The organism is Kitasatospora sp. NPDC001603 (assembly GCF_040298365.1).
Lineage (GTDB): Bacteria > Actinomycetota > Actinomycetes > Streptomycetales > Streptomycetaceae > Kitasatospora.
The window spans coordinates 14,988-40,445 of the sequence record NZ_JBEPAA010000055.1; the positions used below are offsets into that span (position 1 = coordinate 14,988).

Consider the following 25,458-nt stretch of genomic DNA (forward strand, 5'->3'; position numbering starts at 1 on the left):
TGCTCAACCGCTACCCTGGGCCTGTTGCGCCTGTTGGCTCCGCTGCGATCAGAAGCCGCCTCTCCATGGACACAGCCCTGCTCCTGCTTGACCACGCCGTGAGCCAGGCGCGCCGCGCCGCTCACGCCATCGCGTGCGCCGTCGTCAGACTCGATGCCCGAGTCGACGGTGTGGTACGCGCATGGACCCAGCCACACGTCGCGCGACTGCGGGCGGGCCTTCGGCCGGCCGTACGAACCAATCGTGCGAGCGCCGTCGCGCGATTTCGTTCCGCCGATGCGCAGCGCTCCCCAGGCTTCCCGCCTGACGGCTCCTGAGGAGCATTTCCTTCCCTGTCTCGTCCCACGCCACCAGACCGGTTGCCAGTCATCCTCATGCCCCGGGGCCAGGGCCGGGCCCGGGGCCGGGCACCCACCGATGGAGCGAATCGGCTGGGATCGTGGAGGAGCCTGCTACGGACGACCAGCGGCTCCGGGCCCGCTATCCGGCCCCCGAAGCCCGAGCTGCGGCACCATGCGAGAGACCCGCTCACACCCGGAGGTCGGCGGGGGCCGGGCTCACCCGCGGCTCCCGCGCTGCGTGTAGGCGGCGACACCCACGACGGTCAAGAGGGCTGCCACTGTCGTAGAGGTGACAGTCCGAGGGTCCTGGACCATCCAGGTCAGTGCCTGTCCGCCGACGGAGTTGCGAGGTCCCACCACAAGCATCAGCAGAGCCCAGCCGATGGCTGGGACCCAGGCCGCCTGGGCCCCGACGAGCGCCGTGGCGAGGGCGGTCACGGCGGTGAGCGCCAGGACGGCCCACAGGAGGTTGCCGAAGGGCACGGCGTGAGCCCGCTTACCGGCGATCTGATGGACCGCAGCGAGCAGACCGAGGAGGGTCCCGCCGAGCAGTGACACCTGGAGGAGACGGATGAGCCGCCAGGGGACGGGTGTACCGTGTTCCAGTTCCTCGTCCGGGCCGGAGAGTGTACGGGCGATGGCGGCGATACCCAGCACTACGGCGATCAGTCCGACCATGCGGGCTGTCATCGGATCGTCCGACAGGTACCCGGCACAAGTAAGGCCGGCTGCGGCAAGAAAGACCAGGACGGTCGAAGGAATCGCCCGGCTACGGAGGTACAACGCGATCCCGCGCATGCCCGCCGTCATCGGCCCGCTCCCTGGTCCATGACGACGGCCAGCGGGTCCCCGCAGGTCAGCCCGGCCTTCCGAGCCTCCCCGATCCGGGGGTAGCGCTCCTCGACAGGAATTGCACGCAGGATGTCGTAGGCCTTGCGGGCGTCGGGGCTCAGCCTGTCGGCGGGACCGTCCAAGAGCAGTGTGGCGATCGCATCGGCGGCATAGCTCGCGTTGATTCCTTCCTGATCCCCGGTGTAACACCTGATGTCGATCGTGGCATTCCGGGCCACGACGGCGAGGAGTGTGTCGGGATCCCAGCGGATGCCGCCTTCCTGAGTTCGATAGGGAAGCTGGACACGGACCGTCGTGAGATCAGCGGAGTCGCCCGCAGGCTTACCGTCGTCCAGCAGGTGGCTAAGCGCCTCCTCCTGAACCCGCTTCGGGCCGCCGGGCACCTTGGCGAAGACGTCGAGCACCTTCTGTGCCGGACCCACGAGATCGGGGAGGGTGTTGCTGTGCACCTTGGTGACACAGATCCGGCTCTCTGCCGGTGTACAGACCAGAGCTGCGGCCTGCCGGTCAGGAACGATCGCACCGGACGGTGCCAGAAGCGTTCCGACGGCCACCCCGGCCACGGCCGGCGCCAGGGCCAGCGCCCGGGCGCGCGCAGTGGCGGCGACGGTCAGCAGGACGCCGGTGATACCGAGGGCGGCGAACCAAACGCCCTGAGCCACGGACAGCAACGGCAGCACCCGATGGAACTCGTCCGTCACCGGCAGCATCGGCAGTACGGTGTCCAGCAGTCGGTTGGCTGACCGGCCATCCCGCATCTGGCTGACCGTCAAGATCAGGAACAACAGCACTGCACCGACCGGCGCCGCGGCGGGCGCCGGCACCGCACGGCCGACACCGAGCCCGAGCACGGCCACGGAAGCTACGGCGAGCAGTCCCACCAGAACGCCGAGCGGCCACTCACCGGCACTGTAGGTTGCGTGCCCGGTGACCACTACGACGGCCCACCCGAGCACCGCCGCCACGGCTAGCACTGCCGCGCCGACGATCACCAGGAAGGCGGGAAGCAGCCGGACCGAGCGTGGCCGCGGCGTGGCGGCGAACAGCTCCGAGACCTCACCGCGCTGCTCCCGCCCGCCGTGCCAGATCGCGGCGGCCAGCGCCACCGGCAGGACGATCCAGGCGGTTCCCCGCATCGAATAGACCAGGGGTGCCCAACTGGCCGCCCATTGCTGGACATCCATCCAGAGAAATACCCGGGTCAGGGTGGCCAGCACCAGGAACAGCGCCAGGGCGATCGAACGCTTCGCCTCCAGACGCACCATTCGAAACATCGCAGTCTCCAACTACTAGGGGGCTCAGGACGTGCAGGGGTATCGGAAGGGGATCGCGTGTGCCGCCTATCCCTTCGAGCTGGCCATCAACTCGCGGTACTGGCGGAGGATTGCGGAGTAGCCGCGCTCGATGTCACTGTCGCCCGGGTCCATGTCGGTGCCGGCGGCACGGAGCTGGTCGACGTGGCCCGCGAAGACCTTGCGCCCCCCGTCGATCAGCACGACGCTCGCGCAGGCCGCGGCGACGTCCTCGACGAGGTGCGTGGAGACCAGGACGCAGGCCTGGGCACCGATGTCGCGCAACAGGGCGCGGAACTCCATGCGCTGGGCGGGGTCGAGGCCGACCGTGGGCTCATCGAGCAACAGGATGTCGGGGTCGTTGACGATCGCCTGGGCGATGCCGGCCCGGCGCAGCATTCCGCCGGAGAGCGATCCCATGCGGTCCTCGGCCCGGTCGGTCAGGTCGACCCGGTCGATGGCGTGCTGCACCGCGTCAGCGGACCTGCGACGGGGCACTTCCTTGAGCCAGGCCATGTACTCGACGAACTCGCGCACCGTGAAGCGCCGGTAGTGCCCGAAGGCCTGCGGCAGGTAACCCAGTCGGCGGCGGAGTTCACGCAGTTCGTTACGGCTGCGACAGGCGCTGCCGAGGAGCTCCAGCTCTCCGCCGTGCGGGGTCAGGACCGTGGCGAGCGTTCGGATCAGGGTGGTCTTTCCCGCCCCGTTGGGGCCGAGCAGGCCGTGGACGCCGGCGCCCAGGTTCAGGTCGATCCCGTCGACAGCGGCGCGGCGGCCTCGTCGCACAGTCAGCGCGCGAGCCTCGATATGGTGGGCGTACCTGGTGGGGGTGATGTCGCTCGCGATCCCGTTTTCGGGCATGGTCGTCTCTCCTCGCTGTGCGGGTGATGGTCGGTGCACGTGAAGGGCCGTGCCGACGAGGGAAGGTCCGGTGTTCAGCTCCGGCGTGTACGAGCTTCCCGGGGGTGCAGATAGGCGTTGCGGCACAGGCCGACGGCGAAGGCCAGAACCGCGGCCGCGGCCGCCCATCCCGGGGCGGCGGACTCCTGCAGGTAGAACGGAACGGTTCCGCCGTTGATGGCGGGGACGGCCACGAACAGGGTCCAGCCGGCGCCCAGTCCGGCCGTGGCGCGTTGGACACCCAGCACGCTGCCCAGCGCCAGGGCCGCACAGGTCAGCGCGAGCGCCGGCAACAGGATGAGCGCGGGCGCAGCGCCGGTGATCCAGCCAGCGGCCGCCAGGCCCGGGATGACGAGGGCCAGCACGGCCACGGTACGCCGCAGGACCAGGCCGAGCCCCGACCTCGGGGTCACGGAGATCAACTCATGAACCGGGTCCGAGTGTGCGCCCCAGCTCAGGGCCACTGCCAGCAGCGGCATCACCGGGGCCATCAGCAGGAGCATCGGGGAGTTGCGCGCGACGGCCGAGGGAAGGACCAAGGCGCCGAGCACGATCAGGACGACCGCCGCAGCCCACGGTCCCAGCGCCGGGGCCGCCCACCGGGCCAGTGCACCCCGCACCCGTCGCCACCGTCGACGGCGTACCGGCGACAGCGTCCCCGTGAGGCTCTCACGCACCTGGTCCATCAAGGCTGTGTCGGCCGGGCAGTGGGCGAGGGACACCTCACGCAGTTTGGCCTGGCAGTCGGCACACCGCTCCAGATGCGCCTCCAACGTCCACAGAGCCCCGGCGCTCGGCCCCGCGTCGGCGCCGGCGTCCAGCACGTAGCTCACCAATAGCTCGCGGGGGACGTGCGCAGTCATGACAGGGCCTTTCGCAAGTCGAGGCGGGCACGGCGGGCACGGGTCTTGACCGTACCTTCGGGAATCTGTAGCAGCGCGGAGGTTTCCCGTACCGTGAGCCCGTCGAGCACCATCGCGGTCAGCACCTGGTGCAGCTCGGGGGCGAGCCGGTCCAGTGCCGCACCCAGATCACCGTCGATCACGGCGTCCAGTGCCTCATGCTCGGCCGACGGCGCGGGGCCCGCGGCGGCGGCCGCGGGCGGAACGGTGCCGTGCCGCCCGCGCACCCGGAAGGCATCCACCAGCCTGCGGGCGGCGATCGTCCACAACCAGCCGCCGGCCTCTTCGCCGCGCATACTGTCCGCGAAGGACCCGGCTGCGCGCCAGACCGCCAGGTAGGTCTCCTGCAAGACCTCGGCAACCATCTCGTCGTCCGCACAACGCCGACGCAACCGCGCTGTCAGCCACGGGGCGCTGCGCCGGTAGAGCTCGTCGAACGCCGCGGTGTCTCCGCGGGAGATCCGTCTTACCAGCTGCGCCTCGGTCATCGAGGTCGGTGAGCGTTTCACGTCCTGGCCTGACGGAGCACTGGGCTCCGGGGTTCTTCTCGACAATGTGACCTGCACCACACCCCTGGGTTGCGTTGGTCCGGGGCAGCCGCGAGACGTCGGAGGAGCCTCTCCCCCACGGCCGAGGAGACCATCCATTGTGCGGCTTGGAGGTCACCATTGCCCGCGGGCCGGTGACGCGGCACTGCACCAACCCATCGAGAGGCGGGACGGCGAACCCACCCCAGTCGTCCCCGCCACAGCCTCGAGGATCAGCACCAGGCCATGGCACCGACCTGGGCGGTGGCCTTCGGGGAATCCCTGAGTGTGGGCCGCCGGGGTCGCTGCGCCGGAGGGAGCCGAGGGTTGGTTGGTCCCGCAAAGGTCTCCGAGGTACCAGAAGCGGTCGAATGTGGGTCGGAGCAAGCCACGGCGACAGGCGTGAGCACCGGGACGTCGACCCAAGGAGCTGCGGCAGCGGTGCACCGAGAGCATGGGGCGGATGGCGTCGGCCCGGCAGGAGATGAGGTGGACACCAACGAGCACATGTTGGGCGACGTACGACAGCCCGACCATCGATCCGGTCGGCCGTCCGCCGATCGGGCGCGAAAGGCGAAAGGCGTCGAGGTGCAGTGGGCGCTTGAACCTCGTGGGCTCGCTGCGCGCCGCCGGCCAACTGGAGCGTCTCGCCGACGCGGCCCTTCCCTGGCAAGTCCTGAGGCGGATGTGCCGGTGGTCCATGTCCTCGGCCACGGCATTCTCTCGGAGAAGAGCGACCGGCTCTCCCCGACCGCGCGGGGAATCCCGTGGAGCCGGCCGTCAGCGCGTGGATCGACGCGATCGAGGGGCACCCGCACAAGCCACGGCCGATGACGCTGCTGATACTCGACGTGTGCCACACCGGTGAGCCCGCCGTCCTGCGGTGGCACGCGCGCATGGACGAGACCGCGCGCCGCGCGCTGTTAGCGCCAACGCGGAGCAAGACGCCGCCACCGGTCGGGGATACCGCTCGCGATCACGCACCACATAGAACAGCCCGAGCCGGACCCTTGCCAGGATCAGGGCGGAACCGGGAAGAGGTCACTCAGGGAACTGCCGGACCTCCGAGGTAGGTACCCTTCGCATCGTACGGCCAGGCATTGGCCACGCAGCCCTTGAGGCCGTCGATCTGCTGCATCATGGCGGGCGCCGGCTTGCCCGGGCCAGGACATGTCTCATGCCCGTGGCCGATCCGGTGGCCGACTTCGTGGTTGATGATCAGCGCGCGGTACTCGTCGACCGGCCCACTGAACTCCGGCGAGCCGGTGTTCCATCGCTTGATATTGACGACCACCTGGTTTCCGACGCTGCAGTTCACCTCGCCATGAGTGTTGAGCCCGCCCTCAGCACAGATGGCATCGGTGGTTGCCGGTGAGGCGATTTTGACGACGAAGTCGTACGGACCACTGTCCACCAGCTGAAAACCGTTCTTTCCGTCAGTGATCCAGCTACGCTTGTCACTGAGGATGGAGTGGATCTGCTGAGCTGCGGCGTCCGCATCAACCCCCATGCCTTCCTCGGACTCCACGCGGTATCGCCTGATCTTTCCCTTGCCGACAGACGAGGACCGGCCGGTGGCAGTGACAAAGATGCCGGTGCCACGAGCGGTGGTTGGGGTCGGTGATGTGCTCTGGACCAGCCCGGGGGACGCACTCTGGCTGGGACCGGAGGCACGCGTGGACGGTAGGCCTGCTGGAGCTGACTGGGTGGCCGACCCCGACGTCGAGGGATGCGAGGGGACCGAAGTACGAGACGGCGATGCAGCCGCTGGTGAAGCCCCATCGTTCGAGTGCTGGCCTTGAAACCACAGAGCACCGCCCGCGGACACCGTCAGCACCACGACTATCGCCACGAATCCCATTCTGGGACGGTGCGGGCGTCGGCGCCGACCGCCCTCACTGGTCGCACGCGGGGGAGTCTCAAGGCGAATGTCCAAGTACCTCTGGTCGGATCCGTCGACGGCCATGGGCAGAACAGTCCAATCCTCCGGATATACCGGCTTGTTCCAATAAGGATGGGTTTGCGCTGATGAGTGGTCATAGCCGGGGCAGGCTGAACCTCAGCCGGACAATTTCCGAGAGACATGCCCATGCCATGAGCACCCAGAATCGAGTGAGCCGACTGTCGGTCGCGGTGGAGTTCGATCCCGCGGTTCAGCCCTGACGAAGGGAAGCCTCCCGGGCAGGCAGGATCCGACTCGAGCTTGGCCTGCTCAACGATGCAGCTCGCGGTTGATCTCCCCGCGCTTCCGCAAGTGGCCCACTGCCCATTTCACAAAATCGCCTGCGCGGCGCCGACGAGGAGGACCAGGCGGACCATCGGTCCCTCTGCTCCTGAAGGCGGTCGGCACCGGCTGTCGAAAACTGCAGGGCCCTCATGTCCGGTACAACTCGTCGTCCTGCACCTGGCATCGGAGTCTGTCAGTGCGTGGCGGTGTGGTCGTGGGGGTCGACTTTGTGGGCCCAGATGCGTCGGTATGAGCCGTGGGTGATGTCGTCGAGAAGGGTGGGACCGGTGGGGTTCCAGCGGAGTTCGGTGCGGGCTTTGGTGGAATCGACGCGGCTGTTGCTGGAGAGGGCGATGTCGACCCAGCGCTGGCCGAAGGCGGCGTAGGCGGTTTCGGGGCTGCAGCTGGTAGGGGTGGGGAGGTCGAGGAGGGTGGCGATGGCCTGAGCGATGTCGTGGAGGCTGGCTTCGTCGGCGGCGATGTTGTAGAGGCTGCCGGCGGTGGCGTACGTGAGGGCGAGGAGGTAGGCCTCGGCGAGGTCGGCGATGTGGACGTTGGCCCAGCGGTTTTCTCCGGGGCCTACGTAGAAGCTGCTGCGGTGGGCGATGGCGTGACGGATGAGCATGGGGAGCTGTTCGCTCGCACCGTCGCCGTAGATCATGGAAGGTCGGATGACGATGGTGTTGATGCCGCGGGAGGCTGCGGAGACGACTTCGTGGTCGGTCTTGACGCGGGTGGCGACGAGGGGGTCGGGGGTGAAGGCGTCGTCCTCGGTGTAGATGCGGTTGCCGGGGTGGCCGTGGGCGAGGTCGGTGTAGACGCCGGTGCCGCTGGTGCGGATGTAGGTCTTCCCAGTGCCGTGGAGCGCGTCGAGCATGGCGTGGGTGGCGGGAGCGTGGTCGGCACTGGCAGTGTCGATGACGGCGTCGACTTCGTGGGTGGCCTTGGTGATGGCCTCGGAGTCGTCGAGGGTGGCGAGCAGGGGACTGATGCCTCGTGCGTACAGGCTGCGGGCGGCATGTTCGGAGCGGACCATGCCGGTGACGTGGTGGCCGGCGATCTGCAGGCGGGTGCTGACGGCCTGGCCGATGTAGCCGTTGGCGCCGGTGACGAGGACCTTCTGTCGGGGCATGCTCACTGTCCGATCCGTGGAATGGAGGTGGTGTGGGGCTCCGGGGCGGTGCCCGGCGGTGGGCAGGTGCGGGGGCTGACGGGACGGGGTTCGGGTGGACACGGCACACCCGTGGCGGCCGTCCGGGCCGGCTAGTTGAGCTTCAGGGCGAAGCGGTCCGTGGGAGCTGAAGGGTTGTACGCCAGCGACAGTTGCTTCGCGTCGTAGCCGGTGGGAGTCGATCCGAATCGGGCTAGGTACTTGTCGACGTTGGCCTTGGTGACGACGATGCCGTCGAGGACCACCTGGCGCTGCGGCGGCATGAAGCCCTTGACGGCGTCGTAGGCCATGATGGTTGCGAACCCGCCGTCGATGTACTCACCGCCGGCCGCGCTCGCCAGCAGGTCACCCGACTGGACAGCCTGGATATTGTCGGGGTCGGCGTCCAGCCCTGAGACCTTCACCCTGGACAGCGCCCCCTTGGCCTTCAGAGCGCTGATAGCGCCGGTCGCGGCGTCGCCGTTGAAGACGAACGCGCAGTCGAAGCCCGGTCCGGGGTAGGCGGCCAGGAAACGCTCGGTGACCTGCTGCCCCTCGGAGGCGACCTCGGCCGGCCGGAACGTGTTCAGGATCTTCACCCCGTGGGCGGAGGCGTAGTCCTGGAAGCCCTTGAGCCTGTCGTCGGCAACGGAGTTGCCCTGTTCCCCGCTCATCGCCACGCAGGAGTCTGCACCCGCGTCCGTCAGCGCGGCCGCGGCGGCTTCGCCGTCGGCCCTGTCGTTTCCGACCACGTAGCCGACGTTGTACGCGGCGTTACTGCTGTCGGGGGTGACTCCCGGCCGGCGCGTCATAGCCACGCACTTGATCTTGGCTACCTTGCAGGAGCTGAGGATCGACGGCCCCACCGACGCTGTCACCGGGGCATAGACGATGGCGTGCACGCCCTGGCCGATGAGCTTCTGGATGTTCGTCAGCTGGATCGACTCGCTGCTGTTGGCGTTGACCACAGCCAGCTTCACCGCCAGCTGCTCGGCCACCTTCTGCGCGAAGGCGACGTTCTGTGCCCAGTGCGGGTTGGCCAGGGCGGGGACGGCGTAGCCGATCTTTATGGTCTTCCCGCTGTAGTTCTCCGTGTCTGCATCCAAGCTGCAGGACGACGCGGTGAGGCAGGTGGCCACAACCATGGCGGCGGCGGGTCCGGCTCTGTTCACGTTCTCCTCCTGGGTGGATGGTGCGGGGAGGTGTTACTTGACGGCCCCGACCATGCGCCGGTCCAACGCGACCAGAACGGCAACGACGATGAAGGACCATTTGTCGGGGCATGCTTGCTGTCCGACCCGTGGAGTGGTGGGAACAACCGCCAGGAGACGCCGAGGCGTCGAGCGACAGGACGTCAGAAGACGCTGCGGATGAGACCTCCGTCGATCCGCAGCGCGGCTCCGTTGATTTCGGAAGCTCTGGGGCTGCAGACGTACGTGACCAGGTCCGCTATTCCCTCAGGAGCGATCAGACGCTGGATCAATGATGTCGCCCTGGGGCTGCCCGGCCCCATGAACCTCCGCTCTGCCTCGTCCTCAGGCGTATCGGGGTAGAGCTGGCGGAGAAGCCCCGCGACGCCTTCGGTCCTCGTGGACCCGGCGACGATCGCGTTGACCGTCACCTCCGTCCCCTTCGAGAGTTCCGCAAGGCTGCGCGAGAGGGAGAGCAGCATGGTCTTGGTCGCGCTGTAGGCCGCCATGTCCGGCGCCGGCATGACAGCAGCCTCACTGGCCATCAGGAGGATTCGCCCCCTGCCGGACGCCAGCATGCGAGGCATGTAGTGACGCGACAGACGTACTGCGCTCATCACGTTGACGTTGAACATCCGGAGCCACGCTTCGTCGGACTCACTGAACAGGCCGGCAGCCTCGTAGATGCCCAGGTTGTTGATCAGAATGTCCACATCAGGGACTGCCGCGACGGTCCGGGCAGCACCGTCCGCGGTGCCGTTGTCGGCCATCACTCCCTCGAGCGAGGCCGATGGCACTGTCGCTCGTATGTAGTCCAACGCCGCAGCGAGTGAGCCCGAGGTCCGACCGTTGACGATGACGTGCGCGCCTTCCCGCGCGAGGCTGACCGCGATCTCGCGACCGATGCCACCCGTCGACGCGGTCACAAGGGCCCGCCTGCCCGTGAGGTAAAGATCCATAGGTACTCCAAATCACCCTTCGCGACGAGAGCTGCTCATCCGTTGTGCTGCATGCCCCAGAGGCCGGTCGTGCGGTACGACGACGGCGTCGCTGGACCGGGGACCCGACAAGGAACACCACATGAGGCATGCCCCTGGTTGCCCCAGCGGAATGTGGTCTTCCCGAGAGAACGCCGGACCGCAGTCCGCGACGGGAGGCCGGTACCCCTTCGGGCCTGCCTGTGCGGCCGGGAGAACCTTCCGCCGAGGCCCTCCGCACGGGCAGGACCAACGGCCGGAATCGAGTGCTATTCAGCTAGTCCGGGCCGCGGGCTGCCTCAGTCTGCGGCTGACCGCACAGCCGATACCGCCGGCCGAACTCTCCGCATGTTCATCCGACCGGACCACACTCCGCCGGAGCGGTTCGCCCTCCAGCCCCTCGGGGTCCGTCTGACGCGCGCCCTCCGGAGCACTTCATGGCCACGTTCGCACAAAACCGGACTGGTCTGTACAGGCCCCGCAGAGGCATACGCAGTATGCACAACGACTCCACACTAGAGCACTGAATGGACTAACCGTCTGCTGAGCGGGATCAATCGTCGAGGAACTTCTCGACCCCAGGACCCTGCATGCACCGCCGACCCAGGTCTCGACAGGACCTCCGCCCACCTGGCCACTCACACCGCACCAGCCACACGGACATCGCCCCGCAGCTGGCGCCACTCACACAGCACCGCCGGCGTCTGCTTCGACCGCCCGACCGCGCCTGTGCATCGATCGATCGCTTAGAGCTCGCCCCGCAGCGAATCTCCGCACCCTACTTCAACGTGGGAATCGGGAGGGCAACGGTCGAACCGCGGACGGAAAACCTCTGCGGCCAGGAGCACTCAGGACCTCGGATTGACAGCAGATCCTCATTTCTGCTTATGTCTTCCCACTTCAAGTTCAACGTTGGATTCCGGAAGGAGCGAGCATGCTGCCAGTCTCGGCCAACCTCTCTTGGCGCCGACCCACGGCCAACGCACCGACCAGCTGCGGCATCGCCGTCGGCGGGGCCCGGCAATGGTCACACCACTAGAACTCCCCTGCCGCCGACCAGGGTTGCCCACCGGCTAGTGATCGACCGGGAGAAGTCAGCGCCGGCTACCCCCAGACGAAGTCCGGCGCCGCACGAAACCCCCGACCCCGTTCTGCCCACGGACAGCACCAGAGGGGCAACCCCGACACGCCATGGCCGGCCACCGACCTGCAAGTCCCGCACTCAGCGGCGGACCGATTTCTGTCCAGCAGACAGTTTGTCCATACGGTAGGAAGAGTGAACGAGAAACATCCTGCCCACCCGGTCAGCGTGCCACTGGACCCTTGGCGCGTTCTTCTGATCAAGGAGAAGGCGAACCTCAGCCGCCGGGAAGCGCCGCGTCCGACCGGGGACTCGACAGCCCCCCCGTTCTCCTCCAGCGAGATCCTGGCGACTCTGTACTACGGCGTCTTGCGCATCCGACCCGCCGAGCCCGAGTGGCCCGACCGCGACAGATTCGTCTTCGGCGGACGGGCGACTGCGGCAGCACTCATGCCACTCCTCACCGACCGGGGCTTCCGCCCACCGAGTTCGCCGGACCAGGACCCCGGACCGGGCGCCGGATTCGGAGGACTGCACGATCCGACCCGAGTCCCGGGGGTCGACTTCGGCTCCGGATCAGCCGGTGCCGCCCTGCCAATCGGAGTCGGCATGGCGACGGCCGCGTGCCTTGCCGGACGGCAGTACCGCACCTTCGTTCTCCTGGACGAGAAGGAGCGGCAGGCGGAACACGTGTGGGAGGCAGCACTCGTCGCCGGCCGCCATGCACTCGGTAACCTCATCGCTATCGTCGGCCACCACGACCAGGGGCCAGACGGGCGATTCGTCGACACAGGACCCACCTCCCACTTCGCCGACAAGTGGACATCCTTGGGATGGGACGTCTTCCATGTCGACGGGCACAACGTGACCGCGCTTCTGCTCCTTCTACGAGCTCTTCGAGTGACAGACCGGAGTGCGCCCGCGGTGGTGCTTGCCAGAACGCACGGGGGAGAGTGGCTTCCACCCGATCGCCAGTCGCTACGACGCCTCTCGGAAGCAGCACCGGCACTGGGAGACGCCCTGACCGATTCCCACCAGGAGAGCAGCGAGCGCCTCACACATAGCAGATTGACAGGCCCATGAAGCCGTGAGTCGCACCCCCGAGCCCTCTGGCCCAATGCCGGTGCACCCCAACCGGACAACCGGCCGACGGAAGTTTGCATCAACTCCCGCCCGACCGCCCCTCGCCTCCCAGATCCAGCCTGACCGGCGAGCCATCCGCCCGATCGCGCAGGCCAGAAGATGACATGTCGAGCTCAAGGAAGCGTTGCCAGCATGCCACGTCCTCGTCACCGACCGGATCCCCTCGGAGTGCAGTCGGGCTCTGGCTAGCTTCTAAGGACGGAACGGAATGAGAACGGCAGATACGCATCAACTACGGGGCAGACAGGCTCAATTGAACAACCTACGGCTTGCTGCCGAGATACGCGGGCGGCACGGCTGGCTGGTCGCCCTTCGCGGGCATTCCGGCAGTGGGCGCTCGGCACTGCTGCGCGCGACTGCGCCATTGTGGCGCGCCGACGGCCTCCGGGTCACCCGTGCACCCCTGGAGCGGCCGGCCGTGGGTGTCCTGCCCGGCACCGTGCTGGTGGCGGACCAAGCAGACGTCACGCTGGACGCTCTCCTGGCGTGCAGGAAGCCGGGGTGCCTACTCGTAGTCACCTGCCTGAACGAAGATGCAGAGCTGACGGAACTCGCTGACCTGGTCATCGATCTTCCTCCCCTCGATGACGGCACTGCTGCGGCGTTACTCTGCGACGACTTCGGGCTGGATGCCGCCGCCGCCGCCGCCGTGCGCACGGCGCTCGGCCCCTGGTTCGGCAATCCCGGCACGCTCGTCGCTGTGATCGAGGACCTGGTGGCCAACAACCAACTCCGCCCAGTACGCGATCGCATGTGCCTCGCCGACCTCGAGACGCCGATCGCGCTCCCCGGCGACCACCCGTTGCTGCGCCGTGCCGCGAAACTGGGCGGTCCGTCCCAGTCCGTCCTGGACGCGGTTGCCGTGCTCGGCAGCTGTGATCTCGCCGATCTGCCGCACATCGTGCTTGCGTCCATGCCGGACGCCGGCCACGCGACAGATGCACTCGTTGAGCTCGGCGTCCTCAAGGCCGACAACGACGGGCGCCTGGGTGTCTCCTTCCCCGCCTTGGCAGCCTCCACGACCGCCCGTCTGGACCGACAGAACGTACGAGCCACGCATCGCCGGTACGCACGGCACCTTCTGCAAGAACGACGCCACGGACAGCCGATCGACGACGACGTCCTCGCCGACCACCTGGTGGCCTGCGAGTCGCCCCTGCCCGAGGCCGATGACCTCCCTGCCTGGCTGGCCGAGCAAGCACAGGAGGTGGCGAGGTTCGACCCGGACCGGGCTGCCGCACGCTGGACGGCCGCCTGGCGCCTCGGAGCTCCTGTCGACCCATTGCACTACACACTCAGCACGGGGAGGTACGAGGTGCTCCGCGAACTTCGTGTCGACGAACCTGTCACCGCAGACAGCGCACGGCGATGGGACCTCGCAGTTGTGGCCATGCTGGTCGAACTCAGCGGAGGCGAGCCGCTGCCCGCCCTCGCGAACGAGCAGCCGTGCCAGCTGGCAGCGTGGTGGATGGGACGACGAACATCTTGGAGCCCCGTGGCGCCCCGCCCCGACGACGGCGAACGACTCATGTCCACCGCGGAACTCAACGCACTCTTCCACGCGCTCAGCGTGCAGCCACGCGAGTGCATCGAGACGCTGCGGTCGGTGAGGGAACCGCAGGCCTTCGCCATGCGCGACGATCTCATCGAGGCCGGCTCCGCAGGGGACGTGGCCTCCGTACTCGAGATCGTGCTCGGGTCACGCTATCGCGTACCGAGAACGGGGGTGATCGCCGAGTACCAGCGGGTCCTGCAGAATTACGCATCGGCCGACTGGGAAGGTGCCCTTCAGGCCGTGCGGCAACTGGAGCTGTTGGGAGTCGGCACGAGCCCCGCACACCATCTCGCCCGTCTCTACGCGGCAGGCATCCACATCGCGCGCGGTGAACTACGGCAGGCCGGCACGTGGTTGGCTGCCGTCAGCCCGTCCCCCCGATTCGCCGTCGCCCGGGCAACGGTCGAAAGTATGTTGCTGCACCGGCGCGGGGCCTCGACCGCAGCGCTGAATCTGGCCCGGCGCGCACTGCACCACGCCCGGCGGGACGGCTTCAGACCGGGGCAGGAGCGCTTGCTGCTGATCGCCCTCCAGATCGCACTGCGCGCTGGAGACCGACTCCTGGCCAAGACACTCATGAAGGAGATAGAGGACCTCCACCGCCGCGAGCACTCCCGCTGCACCCGGCAGATACTTCTCCTGGGACGTGCTCTCCTGCACGGTGACCTGTCCAGCGCCGCCGCAGGAGTCGCACTGGTTCGCGAGCGGGGTCACCGCCCGGACCTCCTCTGGGCCTGCCACATCCTGGCCCAGTTCTGTGACGACCCCCAGCACGTCATCGACGAACTGAACGCCATTGCCCAGCACGACGGCCCGTCCTCGCTCCTGCCCGCGCAAGTGGACTCGCTGCTCGCGAAGTTCGGTTCACGCATTGCCCGTCCAACCGCCCGCGGGGCCTTTTCCGCCTACGACTTCCAAATCATCGGGATGATCACGTTGGGTTGGACCAACCGGCGGATCGCCATGCGGCTCGACGTCAGTGAGAAGACCGTGGAGAACTACATGACAGGTCTGCTGGCCCGCGCCGGATGCCGCTCGCGCGTGGAACTGGCCGCCGCCAACCTTGCCGGCAGGCTCCCGGAGAGCAACTGATGGCCGCGGTCGTGTACCCACGCCTCGGCGAAGCGATCGACACCGCCGTTGCCTCGGTCATGTCGGGCAGCCCTGGGTTGATCATCATCGCGGGAGCCTCGGGAGTAGGTCGCACGCACAGCCTCAGCACGGTCCAGGATGCTCTCGGGCGAAACGGCGTGGGCACCGTTCACCTCCCCCTTCCGCGTGACGACCGGAACTTCACAGAGCGCCTCTCCAGCGCAAGAACGCAGTCCTCATCGTCCGTGGTCCTGGTCGACGATCTCCAACACGCAGGCCGCGGGACCCTAGAGACCCTCGCCGGCCTCCAGGTACCGGTAGTGGGGACGTACTGCACTCCAGTCCGCCCAGAGCACGCCGGACTGCAGCACCTCGCACGCACCATCATCGCCCTCCGCCCGCTCGGACGCACTGACAGCGAACGTCTGATCGCGACGATGATCGAGGCGACGCCGACGCCCGAACTAGTGGACGCCCTCCATTCCAGCAGTCGGGGGCGTGCCGCCCTGTTGCGCCTGGCCATCGACGCTCACCGCGCCGGCGGGTCCCTGCGCGTTCTCGACGGTACCGCCTATCTGGCAAGGCCGGGCACGGTATCTGTCCCCGCCCCGAACCACCCTGTGCTGCAGCGGCTGCGGCTGCTCGGTCGGCCCGAGTGGGACGTACTCAAGGCACTGACCGTCCTGTACCCGCTGGGACCCACAGCTGAACAACTGCTCACGGACCGGCTGCGATTGTCGGCATCGGAGCTGTGTCACGTCCTTGCCCGTCTGTCACCCCACATCACTCGCACAACGGGCACCTGGCGCTTCCGGGTCCCCCTTGTCGAGGACTGCCTGCGGGAGCGGCTCGGACCCTGGGAGCGCCAGGATCTCTCGAGGTCGGCTGTCATCGCGTTGTGGGACGGAACCACCACCTGTCTCGATCCCGCCTACCTGCCGGACCGTCTGGTCGATGCGGGACGCCTGGTCGACACCGGGCGCGCAGGCCTCGAGCTCCTCGCCGCCGGACGCGCGGCGATGGGAAACGATCCCGTCCACGCCCAGCGATGGCTGCGTGCGGCGGCCAGGTCCCTGACCGATCCTGCGATGCGGGCTACGGCCCTCGCCCTGCATGCCGTGGTCTGTGGAAGCCGCCACGACCATCACCTGACGGTGAACAGCGCCGACCAGGTACTCCGTCAATGCGCTCACCTCGTCTCCTCCGACGTACTCCAGGAGATGCAGGTGACACGGCTGATCGCGCTCGCCGCCGGCCGGGAAACGGCAGCTCTGCATACCGTTGCCGAACGTGAATGGAAGACCCTTCCCGGCAGTGACGGCTGCAAGGCCGTCACCGCAGCGCTTGCGCTGTCGCTGCTCGGACGCTGGGGGCAAGCATCACGGACACTCTCCAACACCAGGGCCGCGTGGTCATCGGCCAACGCCACCACGGCCACCCACGGTGAGCTGCTCCGCGTGGAAACGGCGGCTCTCGCAGGCCGCACGACCGCTCTGAACCAACTGGTGGACGATCCAGCGCTGCTGCCACTGTTCCGGGAGCAACGCCACCGAGTCACCCTGCTGCGGCACCTGGCGCGGATCCTGGTCGGTCTGGGCGAGACAGCACGTGCCGAGCACCTTCTGGCCCAGCACGGCGGACAATCGATGCCGCTCTCTGACGCCGACAGTGCACTGATCGGGCTACGCACGGGGCAGTGGCGCCCAGCCCTCCGAGAGGCGAGGCCGGCGCTCGCCGACTCCGTGTCGGTCGGCCAACCGATCCCCCACACCGCGCTCCTCCGGGAGACCGCCATGGCTCTCGCGGCAGGCGGATGGCTCAGGCGCGCCCGAGCGGTCATCGAGCAGGGGCGGACGAGTCAGGCTGCCGTTCCTCATGTCCTGGACCTGGCCGAAGCCGAGCTCACGTTGCTGATCAACCACAGGGATCAGGCCCGGCGCCTCCTCGAACGCGGCTTGGCGAACGCCGCTCAACAAGGCCTCATGGTCAACACCGACGACATCTGGTTGCACATCCTCCTGCTGTGTCCGGACAGAGCGCACACCGCGCTGGCCGAGCTGAAAAGGGTGGCGAGACAGATGGGCACCGGGCGCGCCCGCCGGAACTACCTACTGGGGCGCGCCGTCGTGTACAAGGACCGTGGAGACCAAGCCGTGAGACTCGCCAAGGACCGCGATCAGCCGGCCGAGGTCGCGGAGACGCTCGAACTGGTCGCGCTGTACACCACCTGCGGAAGCACCCGCCTGCTGAGGGAGTCCTACGAGATCTACGGCGACCTCGACGCCCTGCTCCCCCGGGCACGACTGCGTCGAATCATGGCCACGAAGTCGATCTCCGTACCCGGCCGTACGGCAACGGTGGCGGAGACCGAACGACTTCTGGCGACCTTGGTCTCGGAAGGGCTAACGAACCGCGAACTCGCCAGAGTGCTGTGCACCACCGAGAAGAGCGTCGAGAGCAGGCTCACCCGTCTCTTCCAACGGGCGGGCTACCGGTCACGGGTTGAACTCGTGGCAGCGATGATGACCGGCCGCTACCCGGAGACACCACAGCCACGGGGCTGACCGGGACGACCGCGCCCTGCGCGAGGTGAGCCGACGAAAACAACAGCCGGCCAGCGGCGCCCGCATGCCGGCGGGCCGCATCCTCAGCAAGCCGGAGGAACAGCCCCAGGCTGGCAAGGAGCTGCGACAGTAGGCCCCGCCGAACGAGGACCGGGCTGCCGGGAACACTCCCGGCGTACGTGGTCGTCGCAATCCGCCCCCCTGCTACGCGGCGGACACATGCCGTGGCCACCGCAGTACGCAGCCTGCCGATGAGAGCACTCCTGCCGCTCCCCAACGAGCGGACCACTCGGAAGAAAGAAATTACCTCGCACCGAGGGCAACCCCGACAACTGCCGGGGTTGTTCCTTCAAGTGTGAGGCCAACGAAGACGGCAAAGGCAGAACTGCGTGAGTCACCAGCAGACCAATGAGGAACCGACCTTCGAGGAGTTCGTGACCTTTCGTGGAGACCGCTTGCATCGAATCGCATGGTTTCTGACCGGCGACGTCCACCTCGCCGAGGACCTCGTCCAGACAGTACTGGTACGTGTCTGGCCGAAATGGAACCGTGTGAAGGGGAACAACCCCGAAGCATACGTCCGTCGTGCCTTGATCAACACCCACGCGACCTGGTGGCGACGCCGTTGGCGCGGTGAAACTCCCACGAAGGACCTTCCGGACACCATCACCAGCCCGGATGTCTTCGGCGACATCGATCTGGAACATGACTTGGCCTCCGCGCTTCGCATGCTGCCGCCCCGACAGCGCGCCGTGGTCGTGCTCCGCTTCTTCGAAGATCTCAGCGTCGAGGAAACCGCGGACGTTCTGAACTGCCACCCGGGGACGGTCAAGAGTCAGACGTCCAAAGCATTGCGAAACCTCCGTCGGCATCTCTCCGAGCCGGAATCGATTTGCATTGGTGAACGTGTATGAACCCCATCGACGAAGAGTTGCTGCGCACCGTCCTGGAGCGGACCGCTCCGATCAGCTCGAACCCGCAACGCTTCGAGGAGGTGAGTGCGCGCTTTCGCACCGCCCGACGACGTCGCAGGCGCGCGACGGCTGCCGGTGTGACACTCGCCGTGACCGGAGCCTTCATGCAAGTAGTCGTTTTTGCGGGCCCTGAGAAACCAGCCTCCGTTACCCCTGCTTCCTGGGCCCCCACCGGCTTCGCCGAACTCAAGCAGCTCTCCCCTGTTCCCCGGCACCTGGCGCCCGGCTGGCACACGGTGCAGGGCCTACCGACCCGCACAGGCTCCCAGGTCGTGATCACCTACACACACCCCGCCGGCGCCTGCCCCGAAACATCTGCATCGACAACCTGCGCTGCGCGTCTGGACACCGTCGCTCCAGGCAGCGCCCTGGTGCTCTACACCCCCGCCCCGGGCGGATCCCGAACCGAGGTGCGCGCAGTCAGTCCGGTCGACCCGTGGTGCTACGCAGCAGGGGGCACCCAGGAGCTGGTCCGGACCGCCGGGAACTCCAGAAACACAAACTCCACCGGGGATGCGGACAGTTACGCCTGCCTCAACGGTGCGCCCGCCGAGATCACCACACAGGCAGCCGAGCTGCTGCGCACCGGCACACTGGCAGACGGCTCTGCTCTGCCTGCACCGGGCCCGACCGGCTAGGCCCTCTCTTCCGAATCTTGCCGGATCAGCGCGGGTTGTTGGGCGCCCAGCTGCGGGTGCCGGCGGAACGACCTCGTAGTGGGCGTACGTGAACGTTTCGCCGGTGCTACCAGGTGGGGGTACCTCCCGGCCGGAGGCTGGGGGCGGATACCCGGCGGCGTGCACCCGGCAAGAACTGGAAGCGATGGCCCACGCCGGGCCCTTCCAGCTGGCAAGCCCTGCCCGACTCATCCTGGTCAAACCCATACCTACAGAAGGGTTCCTTTGTCATGCCCTCCTACTCCGCACGCCGCCTGACGCCGCTGATCATCGCCGGCCTCACCCTCGTGGCCTGCTCACCAGACTCCAATTCCACGGCCTCCGACGCCGTGCGTCGTGGCCGCGCGGCGACTTCCCACACCAGCGCAGCGAACACCCCGGTACCCACCTCGACTCCCACGCCCTCTCCCACGGCGACGCCAACTCCCGCAGGGATACCAGGGCTGGGAACGGAGATCCTGGGGCAGATCCCGGCCGACTCTTCACAGGTCGTCGTCGTGACCGGCGACAGCATCACCAGTTCAACCTCCAAAGTCGTGCTTTACCAACGCGACTCAGCCGGATGGCACGCCGGTCCGACCTGGCCGGCCCACAACGCACTGCGCGGCTGGAGCGCCAAACACCGAGAGAACGACCTGCACTCCCCTATGGGTGTCTTCACCCTGACGGATGCGGGTGGCCTGAAGGCCAACCCCAACACCAAGCTTCCGTACAACCAGTCTTCACTCTTCACCATCGGTGGCAAGGGCTTTGAAGGAGAACCCCTCGCCGGCTCCTTCGACTACGTCGTCGCCATTGACTACAACCGCAAGACCGGTGTTTCCCCTCTCGACAACACCCGCCCCCAGGGGGACTCGGCCGGGGGTGGCATCTGGTTCCACGTCGACCACGGCGGCCCGACACATGGCTGCGTCAGCTTGCAGACCGAGAACATGAAGCAGCTCCTGCAGGCTCTCGATCCCAGCCGACGACCGGTGGTAGCCATGGGCGACGCGCCCTTCCTCCAGCGCTGACTCCAGCCAGACCTGCACACCGCTCCGCCCCTCGCCTACCCGGCGGATCACAAAGCACCAACAACCGCGGGGCATAGCGCCTTTGCCGCCTCCGCGTGTTAATCAAGGTCACCGAACAAGCCGCCACGGACCATACTCACTACGTAGCCGGCTCCGTCAGGATCGACTCCGTGCCCTGCTTCCGGCACGCATCTGGCCGGCGCCGATCCGGGTCCAGGCCAGGCGCCGGGCCGGTCATCGCGTTCGGCACCCGATCGATCCAACAGCAGGCAGCGATCGCTCAGCACGCGGGACTCCCACGACGTGACAGTGCGTCGAGGTCGAGGTACACGCGCTACCGATGTCCCACGACTGTCGCCGGCCCTCACCTTGCCCGTGGCCAAGCTCGACAGTTCCAGAGGACGTCGGGGCCAATCGCACTGCCGGTTCCCCCAGGAGGCCACCGTACCCACCTCGGTGCGGTGGCCTCCTGCGATCCGGGGGATAACCCTCAGCAACACGAAAATGGGGTCCCACACACAGAGCACGGCGTGAAGTCCTGACACGAAACCCGGGCGGGGCACTACCGTGTCGGGCACAGACTCCCACACGGAGTCCTCACTCGAAGCAGCAGCACCCACCAGGCACGAGCCCCGGCCAACAACACAGATCTACTCCGGATGCTCGAAGGGGCGGCTGACCCCACAATGGCCAGCCGCCCACGTGGGAGCAAGGGTCCCCACCCTACGGAGGTGCGCGCCGATCTCGTGCTCACCTTCGCGGATCAGGCATGCCCAGGCTCTGCCGATTGCGCTCCGCCGGCGTTCCCTCCCCGGGAGCCTCGCGTCCCGGCGACGTCCGCCTCGGCCAGGCGCCGGCCATCCGAAGCAAGCACTGGTTCGGAACCGTGAAGCGGCTCCGCCCCGCCCCAAAGCCGACCCCAACTCCTCTAGCACAGAAGCAAATTCGCGCACAAGTCGCAGATGACTTCGCAGATCAGACCGTTGACCACTGCGAATCCCGATGCTAGAACAGTGCACCACGACACAAGCGCTTCGTGCAGCGCATGCCACACACGGCGTCACCCCGACGAAGGCCGACAAGGGGTGGGCCCGAGGCCGGAGCCTCGTCACGGACCTCTTCAGCACTTTGCGACCCGGAACCGGTTCTCCTGCGACAGCCGGGCCGAACGCACTGGGAAGAGCCCCACTGAATCCTCATCCCATCGAACCTCAAGGCAAGGACGCCGCGTCAGGCATCGCTGCGGTCCGGACTTGGCTCCTCGCGAACTCCGCGACGCCGATCGAACAACGGCCGGCCCAGGCCCTGCAACCGTTCGGCGACGCTGCCCTCCCCCGACTGCGACCGACGCCGTGATCAACGTCCGCCAGGGCGCATGTACACCTCTGAAAAACCCGAGCACCAACTAGGGGACCCCGAATGGCCGGATTCATCCACTGGCTTCAAAGCACCGCCGGCGGTCTGCTCACACTGTGCGGCGCAGCCATTGCCGTGCTTCTCTTCCTGATCATCAAGGTCAAGCTCGAACCATTCATCTCACTCATCGTCAGTGGTCTGCTCCTGGCCCTGGCCGCGGGCCTACCGGCTTCGAAGATCATCGGCAGCGCACTCTCGGGCAAGGACTCCCTGCTCGAGACCGGATTCGGAGGGATCCTCGGCCACGTCGCCGCCATCATCGGTCTCGGATCGTTTCTGGCGGCACTGCTCCAAGCATCGGGTGGCGCCGACGTCCTCACTCACCGCCTGCTGTCCGTCTTCGGCGAGAGACGCGCCGGAGTCGCCACAGGGCTGGCCGGCCTGATCTTCGGCACACCAGTGTTCTTCGACATCGGCATCTTCGTCCTTGCCCCGCTGATCTACGTGGTGGCCCGGCAGACCGGGAAGTCGCTGCTCCTCTATGCACTGCCTCTCCTGGCGGGCCTCTCCATGGCTCATGCCTTCCTCCCGCCCCACCCTGGTGCAGTCGCGATCGCGAGCCTGCTCGGCGTCGACCTGGGCTGGCTGATCGCCATGGGCCTGCTCTGCGGCCTCCCGTCATTCGTCCTGGCAGGCCTTGTGTGGCCCGCCTGGATCGGGAAGCGGATCATGGTCCGTGTTCCCGACGAGTTCTCCCGACCGGAGGAAGCCTCCGTCAGTCACCCACCGGTCAGTAGCCGGCAGCCCGTCCCACTGAGCACGGTGATGCTCATCATCTGCACTCCACTCGTCCTCATCCTCGGTGCCACGTTCGGAACCGTCCTCCTCAACAAGGACGCGGCCGTGCTGCCGTACCTCGTCTTCTTGGGCAATCCCGCCGTTGCTCTGGTTCTCACATGCCTCCTGGGAATCAACTTGCTCGGAACTCGGAAGGGAATGACAAAGGCACAGCTGACCGAGATCGGTGCCGCGTCGCTCAGACCAGTGGGTATGATCCTGCTCGTCGTCGGCGCAGGAGCCTTCTTCGGCTCGGTCGTCTCGGCCACCGGAGTCGGTACGGTGCTGGCCAAGTCCCTTGCGTCCGCCGGCCTGCCTCTTGTCGTCATGGGCTACGTGATATCCGGAGGCCTGCGTCTGGCCCAGGGTTCGGCGACCGTCGCCATTGTCACCACCGGGGGAATCCTCGCCCCCTTGGTGAAGAACGGCTCCTTCTCGCAGCCTCACCTCGCGCTGGTCGCCGTTGCCGTGGCGGCCGGTTCGATCGTCGCCTCCCATGTCAACGACGGCGGCTTCTGGATCGTCTCCCGGTACTTCAACATCAGTGTCAAGGACACTCTCCGGACATGGACCGTGCTGGAGACCATCCTGTCCGTCGCAGCCTTCGCCATGGCAGCAGGCCTGAGCCTGGTCCTCTGAGTTCCGATCCCTCGCCGCAGCTTCCTGAAGCGAGCGCGCGACTGCTCCAGCGCTCGACGAGGAGTGGCACTGGATGTAACGCGCGAACCGCCCACCTCCCACTGACCCGCAACCGACCTACTCGAGAAGGCCGCCGGCTGTGCACGTTTTCCGCAGGCACCGAACACCCAGGCCCCGGCTGATCCCCGAACTGGACGACGCCGGTCTGGGCAAGGCGCTGAGAATGATCAACTCGCCCCCTGCCTTGGAGGGCGTGATGGATATTCAGATCGAACTCATCCGGCACGTCATCGAGGAGACCGGATCGGACTGGGACCGGCGGGCGCACAGGTTCGCGGTGCTGGCGGAGTCGGCAATCCATTCCGGGCTGGCGCGGGCGTGGCGGACGTCACGCCCGCGCAGCCCCGATGCCCTGGTCTTCGAGGCTTGGGTCGAACTGGCCCGGGCACAGCTGGCAGGACGGTTCCGTGATCCGCGGGCCGTCATCGACAACTGCTACCGTGCCGCTGCGCTGAGGCCTGAGGACCCGACACCGTGGGTCGTGACCCTCAGTGTCCTCCGGTCGACAAGGGGCCCCTACAACAACGTTCTGAGCATCTGGCACGAGGTGGTCTCCCGCGATGCATGGCATCGCGAGGCGCACCTGCAGATGCTCCGCTACCTGTCGCCCGAAGAGTGCGGGTCCCAGAGCAGAACGCTTGACTTCGTCGATTCGGCCCACGCGGCCATGCCCCTGAACGCACCGACGGTCGCACTCGAGCTGACAGCAACAGTGGATCAGCATCACCGGATCGTCGCCCGCGGTGGAATCGATGCCCTGCTGGCTCGGCAGCACTTGGCCTATCCCCGCACTGCAGAACTGCTGAACCGTTCCTTGCGGGAGTGGACCAGCCCTGGCGGTCTGACCCACTCTGCGGCGCTGGCCGACCTCAACACCCTGTCCTACCTCTTGATGCAAGCGAATCGCCTGCGCGACGCGAGGAACGTCTTCGACCTTATCGGGGAGACGGTCACCCCATGGCCGTGGAAATTGGAAGGAGACCCGGTCGAAGTATTCATTCACAAGCAGGAACAGGCAACACGTACCTAGTTCCTCCTGACACTCGAAGGGCTCGCTCGGTTCACTTGACGGCGGTCCACCTGCCCCTGACAACGGCACGCCATAACGTCCAGGCTCTCATTGGATGACGCAACGCTGGAAACAGAGGAATTGAGAATGTCGAGCATGAACTGGTTCTCCCTGCCCGTTTCAGCGGAGCAGCAGCCAGCCTCCGACCTCCGGATGGACCTGCCCCAGTCAGCCCGGATCCACGACTACCTTCTCGGCGGAAAGAGCCACTTCGCGGCAGACCGGGAGGCCGCTCAGGCATCAGTGACAGCCTGGCCGGCCCTGCCGGCCACCGCAAGGGCCGGTCGTTCCTTCATGCAGCGCGTAGTTCGGGTCCTGGCCGCGGAGCACGGTGTGCGTCAGTTCATAAACATTGGCACCGGATTTCCGGCATTTCCCAACGTGCACAACATAGCACAGGACGTTATCCCGGATACCCGGGTCGCCTACATCGACAACGATCCTATCGTTTTGGCCCACGCGCGAGCGCTGATGCCGAGCGCCAAGGAAGGCGGAACCTATTTCATCGAGGCGGACCTGCGGGACCCCGACACCATTCTCTCTGCGCTCAGGCTGTCCGGCGCAGTGGACTTCACCAGTCCCACTGCCGTGCTGTTGACAGGAATCATGCACTTCTTCGTGGACGCCGAAGAGCTGCGAGGCGTGGTTCGCCGGCTCCTGGACGAGGTGGCTCCGAGAAGCTTTCTGGCACTCACCGCTTTCACCGCGGATCACAACGCCGAGGGCCCCTGCAGGGTGGCCGGCGAGTACAACGCCCGCGGCATACCCCTTCGGGTCCGGAACCGCCAGAGTCTCCTCTCGTACTTCGACGGCTGCCATCTTCTCGATCCCGGCGTCACGCTGGTCCATCGCTGGCGGCCGGACGCCGGTGCCGTGCCCGCCCCTGATCGGGACATCGCGGTGTACGGGGGTGTGGCAGCGAAGCCGTACTGAGGTGCCGGCATCGTCTGCTTCACCGGGGGCCACCGGTCCAGGACCGCGTGTACGAACGCGCCGGCCGCACACAGCGGTGGCGGCGCCTGATCGCTTCCGGGTCTGCA

Annotated in this window: 18 protein-coding genes; 9 read left to right on the top strand and 9 right to left on the bottom strand. The window is 67.2% G+C overall.

Annotated features, from left to right (window positions below; translation table 11 throughout):
• Window positions 1-557 precede the first annotated feature (557 nt).
• From ABT263_RS28110 to ABT263_RS28150, 9 genes are all read right to left on the bottom strand, one after another.
• Window positions 558-1,151, bottom strand: a complete 594-nt coding sequence (locus ABT263_RS28110; protein ID WP_352294483.1) for a hypothetical protein — start codon at window positions 1,149-1,151, stop codon at window positions 558-560.
• Window positions 1,148-2,458 (bottom strand): hypothetical protein, encoded by a 1,311-nt coding sequence (locus ABT263_RS28115; RefSeq protein WP_352294485.1) that lies wholly within the window; start codon window positions 2,456-2,458, stop codon window positions 1,148-1,150. Before ABT263_RS28115 ends, ABT263_RS28110 begins: the two co-directional genes overlap by 4 nt.
• A 75-nt stretch (window positions 2,459-2,533) precedes the next feature.
• On the bottom strand, window positions 2,534-3,346 hold the full coding sequence (locus ABT263_RS28120; RefSeq protein WP_352294487.1) for an ATP-binding cassette domain-containing protein: 813 nt from the start codon (window positions 3,344-3,346) through the stop codon (window positions 2,534-2,536).
• Between the two features lie 74 nt (window positions 3,347-3,420).
• Window positions 3,421-4,248 (bottom strand): zf-HC2 domain-containing protein, encoded by an 828-nt coding sequence (locus tag ABT263_RS28125; protein ID WP_352294489.1) that lies wholly within the window; start codon window positions 4,246-4,248, stop codon window positions 3,421-3,423.
• Window positions 4,245-4,775 carry an RNA polymerase sigma factor gene (locus tag ABT263_RS28130; RefSeq protein WP_352294491.1) on the bottom strand — a complete coding sequence of 177 codons (531 nt, stop codon included), beginning with the start codon at window positions 4,773-4,775 and terminating at the stop codon, window positions 4,245-4,247. The genes ABT263_RS28125 and ABT263_RS28130 overlap by 4 nt, the downstream gene beginning before the upstream one ends.
• A 1,084-nt stretch (window positions 4,776-5,859) precedes the next feature.
• The gene (locus tag ABT263_RS28135; RefSeq protein WP_352294493.1) at window positions 5,860-6,780 is read right to left on the bottom strand and encodes a DUF3152 domain-containing protein; all 921 of its coding nucleotides are present in this window, start codon (window positions 6,778-6,780) and stop codon (window positions 5,860-5,862) included.
• A 454-nt stretch (window positions 6,781-7,234) separates the two neighbouring features.
• Window positions 7,235-8,173, bottom strand: a complete 939-nt coding sequence (locus ABT263_RS28140) for an NAD-dependent epimerase/dehydratase family protein (protein ID WP_352294495.1) — start codon at window positions 8,171-8,173, stop codon at window positions 7,235-7,237.
• Between the two features lie 131 nt (window positions 8,174-8,304).
• The gene (locus ABT263_RS28145) at window positions 8,305-9,363 is read right to left on the bottom strand and encodes a sugar ABC transporter substrate-binding protein (RefSeq protein WP_352294497.1); all 1,059 of its coding nucleotides are present in this window, start codon (window positions 9,361-9,363) and stop codon (window positions 8,305-8,307) included.
• A gap of 182 nt (window positions 9,364-9,545) precedes the next feature.
• Window positions 9,546-10,340: an SDR family NAD(P)-dependent oxidoreductase gene (locus ABT263_RS28150; RefSeq protein ID WP_352294499.1), complete on the bottom strand. Its 795-nt coding sequence runs from the start codon at window positions 10,338-10,340 to the stop codon at window positions 9,546-9,548.
• Between the two features lie 1,294 nt (window positions 10,341-11,634).
• Here ABT263_RS28150 and ABT263_RS28155 point away from each other — a divergent pair.
• From ABT263_RS28155 to ABT263_RS28195, 9 genes are all read left to right on the top strand, one after another.
• Window positions 11,635-12,522 (top strand): thiamine pyrophosphate-binding protein, encoded by an 888-nt coding sequence (locus ABT263_RS28155; protein WP_352294501.1) that lies wholly within the window; start codon window positions 11,635-11,637, stop codon window positions 12,520-12,522.
• Between the two features lie 268 nt (window positions 12,523-12,790).
• Window positions 12,791-15,229 (top strand): helix-turn-helix transcriptional regulator, encoded by a 2,439-nt coding sequence (locus ABT263_RS28160; RefSeq protein ID WP_352294503.1) that lies wholly within the window; start codon window positions 12,791-12,793, stop codon window positions 15,227-15,229.
• A 437-nt stretch (window positions 15,230-15,666) separates the two neighbouring features.
• Entirely contained in the window at window positions 15,667-17,793 is a 2,127-nt protein-coding gene (locus ABT263_RS28165; protein ID WP_352294505.1) for a helix-turn-helix transcriptional regulator, read from the top strand.
• Window positions 17,794-18,182: 389 nt separating this feature from the next.
• A complete protein-coding gene (locus tag ABT263_RS28170) occupies window positions 18,183-18,707 on the top strand; it encodes a SigE family RNA polymerase sigma factor (protein ID WP_352294507.1) in 525 nt (174 codons plus the stop codon).
• Window positions 18,704-19,405 (top strand): hypothetical protein, encoded by a 702-nt coding sequence (locus ABT263_RS28175; RefSeq protein WP_352294509.1) that lies wholly within the window; start codon window positions 18,704-18,706, stop codon window positions 19,403-19,405. Before ABT263_RS28170 ends, ABT263_RS28175 begins: the two co-directional genes overlap by 4 nt.
• 269 nt (window positions 19,406-19,674) lie before the next feature.
• Window positions 19,675-20,457: a L,D-transpeptidase family protein gene (locus ABT263_RS28180; RefSeq protein WP_352294511.1), complete on the top strand. Its 783-nt coding sequence runs from the start codon at window positions 19,675-19,677 to the stop codon at window positions 20,455-20,457.
• Between the two features lie 1,419 nt (window positions 20,458-21,876).
• Window positions 21,877-23,289 carry a GntP family permease gene (locus ABT263_RS28185; protein WP_352294513.1) on the top strand — a complete coding sequence of 471 codons (1,413 nt, stop codon included), beginning with the start codon at window positions 21,877-21,879 and terminating at the stop codon, window positions 23,287-23,289.
• Between the two features lie 223 nt (window positions 23,290-23,512).
• Window positions 23,513-24,379 (top strand): hypothetical protein, encoded by an 867-nt coding sequence (locus ABT263_RS28190; RefSeq protein WP_352294515.1) that lies wholly within the window; start codon window positions 23,513-23,515, stop codon window positions 24,377-24,379.
• A 135-nt stretch (window positions 24,380-24,514) separates the two neighbouring features.
• Entirely contained in the window at window positions 24,515-25,351 is an 837-nt protein-coding gene (locus ABT263_RS28195) for an SAM-dependent methyltransferase (RefSeq protein ID WP_352294517.1), read from the top strand.
• Window positions 25,352-25,458 lie beyond the last annotated feature (107 nt).